The sequence below is a fragment of the Allorhizocola rhizosphaerae genome (assembly GCF_003426775.1).
Lineage (GTDB): Bacteria > Actinomycetota > Actinomycetes > Mycobacteriales > Micromonosporaceae > Allorhizocola > Allorhizocola rhizosphaerae.
Genome location: NZ_QJUG01000107.1, coordinates 22,259 through 28,258, shown reverse-complemented (window position 1 = coordinate 28,258; position 6,000 = coordinate 22,259). Strand labels below are relative to the sequence as shown.

Sequence of the window (6,000 nt, the reverse complement as noted above, 5' to 3'; positions counted from 1 at the left end):
CCGTCCCCGTGCCGCCCGTCCCCGTGCCGCCCGCGCCCGTGCCGCCTGTGCCGCCGGTCGCAGTGCCGCCCGTTGCGGTGCCGCCGGTTGCCGTGCCGCCCTGACTGGTCGAATTGCCGCTCTGCACAGTGACCGTGGTGTTCACCTGGATGCCGGGCACACCGCCCGGGTTAGCGGCGGGAGGGCGCTCGGCGCCGCCGGTCGGGCGATCGCCGGCGCCGCCGGTCGGGCGATCGCCGGAGCCCGTGCCCTGATGGAAGTTGCGCCCCGTGAGCGTGCCGACGATGTCCGCTCCGGTTTCGATCACGGACCCGACCGTGCCAACAGCACCCGCGCCCGGGAGACCGGCGTGGCCGAGGAAGTTCCCGGCGCTGCGCAGCGTCTCGCCGAGATCGTGTGCCGCCTGGGGAAGGTCGACGCCGTCCGGCTGGTGTGCGCTGCCCGCCGCTGCCGGGCCGCTGCCGTCCGATCCACCGGAACCGTTGCCCGGCTTGATGTCCGGGATCATCTGGGTGTGCGGTGTGCCATGGTCGGCCGCGGCCGGATCCGGGATGGCGCCAACCTGCTCCTGCACATCCGGATGCTTGTCCGGCCCGAACCTTGGACCGTCGTGTTCGGACGGACGGCCGCCTCCCGTGCCCCAGTCCGTGCCCTTGGAGCTCTTGCCGCTCATGGTGTTCGTCCTCCCGTTCGGGTCTACATGAGATGCTTTTTCACCGAGCGGCGCTCGATGGTGGCCAACCGCAGCAGGTCGCGTTGGAAGTGCCGGAGGAAGGTCGCTGTCCCGCAGCCGGTCAACTTCAGCGTGCTGGTCGAACCGGCGTCACCCTTCTCCACCTTGATCACCAGGCTGCCGCTCCCGGCGAGCAGCAGAATGGGGTTCTGCTTGAAGACGACATCTATGACGTCATACAGCCGAATGATTTGGGCGGTACGGAATAGCACCCCGCGCTCCATTTCGAGCTGCCGTTCATACACCCGATAGCGGGTCAGCAGCGAGCTCAGCATGGCCAGCGCGGCGGTCATGCCCACGGCCACGATCAGCAGCCAGGCGGCCTGATCGAGGGCATCGGCCGTGGCGAGGAAGGTCTGCTGCCAACCTAGCTCGCCCACGGCCGCCGCCTGTGCCGCCGCGTCTCTCATCCGGCCGGCCACCGCGCCGATCACCGGCAGCGCAACGAGCCCGCCGACGGCCGCCCACAGCCGGCGATGCGAGAGGAGCCGCCGCCGCCCGGTGTGCAGCAGCTCGCCGCGAAGCTGGGCCTCGGTGACCTCGCCCGTGTCGAGCAGTTCGGCCAGCGCCCTGCCCTTGGGCTGGTCTACGGCGTGCGGCGTGCCGTGGGGGAAGCCATGGGGCGGCTGGCTCGCGGCGTGCGGCGTGCCATCAGATGAACCGTTGGGGGAGCCGATCGGGGTGCCGTTGGGTGAGCCATGGGGATGGGCGGCGGCGTGCGGCGTGCCATCAGATGAACCGTTGGGGGAGCCGATCGGGGTGCCGTTGGGTGAGCCATGGGGATGGGCGGCGGCGTGCGGGGCGCCGTCAGATGAACCGTTGGAGGAGCCATGCGGCGGCGCGGTCGCGTGCTGCAGGCGCTGCCGCCGCAGCGCCGCCAGCCGATCGGGAGCATGCGGGTTATCGGGCGCCAGCTCCAGGACGCGCAGATACTGCTGCTCGGCCTCATCGAACAGGCGCTGCCGGTGCAGGCACACCGCGAGCGCGAAAGCGCTTGCCACGTGCGTGCCGTCCGACTCAAGGCAGGCCCGCAGCAGTCGTGCCGCCTCATCGAGCCGTCCCGCGCTGAAGGCCGCGCTTGCCCGCTGATACACCTCATCCAGGCTGGTTGTCTCGCTCATCCCGCCTCCCGGTCCACCGGGTCACGGCATGACGGCCGTGACCTGTCCAGTGGATCGAATGCGGGGGGTCGTGTCGTGAGTGTCGACTACTCAACTTTGGAGCGCGGAGCGTTGCAGCGCGCGGCTGATGTCGGTGGGCGAGACGATGCCGATGAGGTTGCCGTCGCGCACGACCAGTGCCCGGCCGTCGGCGCATTCGTTGAGCCGGGGCAGCAGGTCGGTGACCGGCTCGTCGGGTGACGCGATGGTGAGCTCGTCGGCGGTGCAGGCGACGTCGCGCACCTTCGTGTCGGCCCAATGCTCACGCGGTACCCGCCTGATTCGATTGAGGGTGACCAGCCCGGACAGCCGGCCCTCCGCGACGATGGGGAACGCGGAATGTTTTGACGGCATGAGATGCCGGTCGACCAGCTCGGCAACGGTGATGTCGGACGGCGCGGTTTCCGGGTCGGCCGACATGATGTCGCGCACGTGCACGCCGGCCAGCGCCGCGCCGACCTGTGCCTGCTGCTCCTCCAGGCCTGCCGCGCCGAACAGGAACCAACCGATCAGCGCGAGCCACAGCCCGCCGAGCCCCGGTGCCGCAAGGAATTGCCACAGTCCAAAGAGGATTAGAGCGCCGCCCAGGACCCGGCCTGCCCGAGCCGCCATGACGGCCGCCCATTTGCGATCGCCGCGCCACGCCCACAACGCGGCCCGCAGGATCCGGCCGCCGTCGAGCGGCGCGGCGGGAAGCGCGTTGAACAGTGCCAGGAAGATGTTGATCCCCGCGAGCCAGACGAACGTGCCGAACACCAGCCCGGTTTGCCCGGCGACGGCCATCACGGCGGCGACGGCGCCGAAGACGAGCCCGAGCGCGATGCTCACCAGCGGCCCGACACCGGCGATCCGCAGGTCCGCGCCTGGGCTGCGCGGTTCTCCCTTGAGCCGCGCCACGCCGCCGAACATCCACAGGGTGATGCCCTCGACCTGGATGCCGTGGTGGCGGGCGACGACCGCGTGGGACACCTCGTGCGCCAGCAGGCCGGCCAGGAACACGACCGCGGCGGCGAGCCCGGCCACGACATATGCCCATGCCGGCTGCCCCGGATATCCCGAAGGGAACCGGCCCGCCGCCAGCAGCCAGGCGATCAGCCCGAAAACGACGAGCACGCTCCAGTTGACGCCGACGTCGACGCCGGCGACGCGCCCGATCCGGAAGGTGGCGGTCATGATTGGCTCCGCTCTGCCTGTTGGCGTCTCCGCTACCTATTTCCCATCGGGCGGGGATCCCACACGTGCCGGCGGTCGCTGGTGGATCCAGCGTGGTCTATGATTGTGTGCTGTGTCGTCCCGCCGCTGCCCGCGTGAGGTGTGATGCCTGATCGGGCGGAGGCGGATGCGGAGATCACCGGGGGCGACACCGCGGCGGTGCAGTCCACCGCCGACCTGGCCCGCTTGCTGCGCCGGCTGCGGCGGCGTGATGCCCGGCAGCGCAACGATTCTCAACTGAGCTATCGGGAGCTGGCTGCCAAGACCGGCTGGTCGCCCTCGGCGGTCGGGCTCTACCTCAGCGGGCAGGCGCTGCCGCCGACCGACCGGTTCGATGTGCTCATCCAGCTGCTGGGCGCGAGCCGGGTCGAGCAGGGCCTGCTGGCCACCGCCCGCGACCGGATGGAGGAGCGTCGTTATGCGCCGTCCGACGGCGTTGCCGCCCGCCCGGCGCCGTTGGCACCGCACACCCTGCCCGCGCCGACACCGCATTTCACCGGCCGGCAAACCGAACTGCTGGCGCTGGCCGGATTGCTTGCGGCGCATGGCGATCGGGGCGGGACGGTCGTGATCTCCGCGATCGGCGGGACGGCCGGCGTTGGCAAGACGGCCCTCGCGGTCTACTGGGCGCATCGCATCGTCGACCGCTTCCCCGACGGGCAGCTCTACGTCAACCTGCGCGGGTTTGATCCCGGCGCGCAGAGCATGGATCCGGCCGAGGCGGTGCGCTACTTTCTTGAGGCGCTTCAGGTTGCCCCGCAACGCATCCCGGCCACGCTCGACGGCCAGACCGCGCTGTATCGCAGCCTGCTGTCGGGCAAGCGGATGCTGATCGTGCTGGACAATGCGCGCGACACCGGCCAGGTGCGGCCGTTGCTGCCGGGCACGCCCGGCTGCCTCGTGCTGGTCACCAGCCGCAATCAGCTCTCCGGGCTCGTTGCCACCGATGGCGCCCAGCCGATCACACTGGATCTGCTGACCGAGGATGAGGCCCACGAGTTCCTCGCGCAGCGGCTCGGCCGCGAAAGGGTGGCGGCCGAACTCGGTACCATCAAAGAGATTATTTGGTACTGCGCAAGGCTTCCACTGGCGCTGGCGATAGTCGCGGCACGTGCCGCCACCAACCCCCATATCGCGCTGACGGCCCTCGCGGCCGAGCTGCGCGACACCCGCCGCCGCTGGACGACGCTGAGTGGCGACGATCCAACCACCGACGTGCGTGCGGTGTTCTCGTGGTCCTATCGCGATCTGACCCCGGCCGCGGCACGCCTGTTTCGCCTTCTGGGCCTGCATCCCGGCCCGGACTTCAGCGCGGCCGCGGCGGCGAGCATCGCCGGTGTCCCGCCCGGCGAGGCCGAGCTGTCGCTGGCCGACCTGGCCCGCGCCCACCTGATCGTCGAGCAGGCGGCCGGCCGCTATGTGCTGCACGACCTGCTGCGCGCCTACGCGGCCGGGCTGGCCGACGCCGACGCCGAGCCGGAACGCCTTGCCGCGACGCGCCGGATGCTGGACCACTACCTGCATTCGGGTTTCGCCGCCGAGCGGTTGCTCAACGAGCACGGTGACCCGGTCGCGCTCGACCCGCTCGCGCCGGGCGTCACGCCGGAATATCCGGCCGACTCCGGTCAGGCGTTGGCCTGGTTCAGCGCCGAGCACGCGGTTTTGTTCGCCGCGATAAGCCAACCCGTCCCCGGGTTCGAATCGCTCACCAGCCGCCTGGCATGGGTCTTCGCGGTGTATTTGGACCGGCGCGGCCACTGGCACGACTGGATCGTCATAGCGCAGCTGACGCTGGCCGTCGCCGAGCGGACCGGCGACCGGGCGGCACAGGCGTTGGCGCATCGCCACCTGGGCCGGGCGAACACCCACCTCAACCGGTTGGATCAGGCCCGGACGCATCTCCAGCACGCCCTGGATCTGACCTCGCCGCAGGGCGACGCGGTCACCCAGGCGCACGTTCATCTCCTCCTCAGCGATATCGCGGCGCGGCGGGGCGACCATGCCGGCGCGCTCGACCACGCGCAGCACGCGCTTGATCGGTACGTCAGCGCCGATCATCGCAGGGGGCAGGCCGACGCGCTCAACACCGTCGGCTGGTGGCACGCGATGCTCGGCAACTACCGGGAGACCATCGCCTACTGCGAGCAGGCGATCGCCCTGCACCGGGAGCTCGGCCCGGGGATCGTCGAGGCCACCACATGGGACAGCCTCGCCTATGCCCATCACCATCTCGGCGACTACGACCACGCCGTCACCTGCTATCGGCGGGCCGTCGAGCTCTTCGAGGAACTCGGCGACCGTTACTACCACGCCGAGACGCTGACCCGCCTGGGCGAGACCCACCAGGCGGCGGGCAGACCCGAAGCGGCCCAAGAGGTTTGGCGCCGCGCGCTGGCGATCCTGGAGGAACTTGGGCACGCGGACGCCGAAGCGGTGAGAGTCAAACTGGGCTCCCACCCGTAGCGGTCAGTCGAGCCGCGGTCGGGCCCTGCCGCATCGCGGGGGGATCGAAGCGCAGCTTGAGCCCGAGCATGGCGGGGACGCTGCCGACTGGACCTGCGGCAGCGCCCAGGTCGGCCCGGACGGTCGGGGCAGCGATGCCCGCCGTGTTGAACGGGCCGGCCGTGGCAAGGCGGAATCGTTGTCGTGCATACAACATGCGAGTCCTTTCACCAGATGGAACTCATCCAGGCTCGCATGGCGCACGCGTCCAGGACGGCCGCCTTGCACACGGATGGACAAGCCTGGACAGGCGCGGATCACCGGGTGCGGGAGGTAAAACACGCGCAGACCTTGACGGCCAGTTTTTTGGCTCCGTATGCTTCCGGGCAATCGAAATGTTAAAACGTTTTAACGATCGCTCTCCGCCCTGGAAAGCGCGCATTGCGGCGTGCG

General features: G+C 70.2%; 3 protein-coding genes and 1 pseudogene. 1 reads left to right on the top strand and 3 read right to left on the bottom strand.

The features are described from left to right. The 3 genes and pseudogenes from DM816_RS42800 to DM816_RS22860 form a co-directional block, all read right to left on the bottom strand. Positions 1-673, bottom strand: a pseudogene (locus DM816_RS42800) (hypothetical protein); the annotation flags it as partial. Positions 674-696: 23 nt separating this feature from the next. Further along, a complete protein-coding gene (locus DM816_RS22865; RefSeq protein ID WP_117212390.1) occupies positions 697-1,854 on the bottom strand; it encodes a tetratricopeptide repeat protein in 1,158 nt (385 codons plus the stop codon). A 90-nt stretch (positions 1,855-1,944) separates the two neighbouring features. After that, on the bottom strand, positions 1,945-3,066 hold the full coding sequence (locus DM816_RS22860) for a site-2 protease family protein (RefSeq protein ID WP_117212389.1): 1,122 nt from the start codon (positions 3,064-3,066) through the stop codon (positions 1,945-1,947). A gap of 144 nt (positions 3,067-3,210) precedes the next feature. Here DM816_RS22860 and DM816_RS22855 point away from each other — a divergent pair, with 144 nt between their 5' ends. After that, entirely contained in the window at positions 3,211-5,568 is a 2,358-nt protein-coding gene (locus DM816_RS22855) for a helix-turn-helix domain-containing protein (protein ID WP_117212388.1), read from the top strand. Positions 5,569-6,000 lie beyond the last annotated feature (432 nt).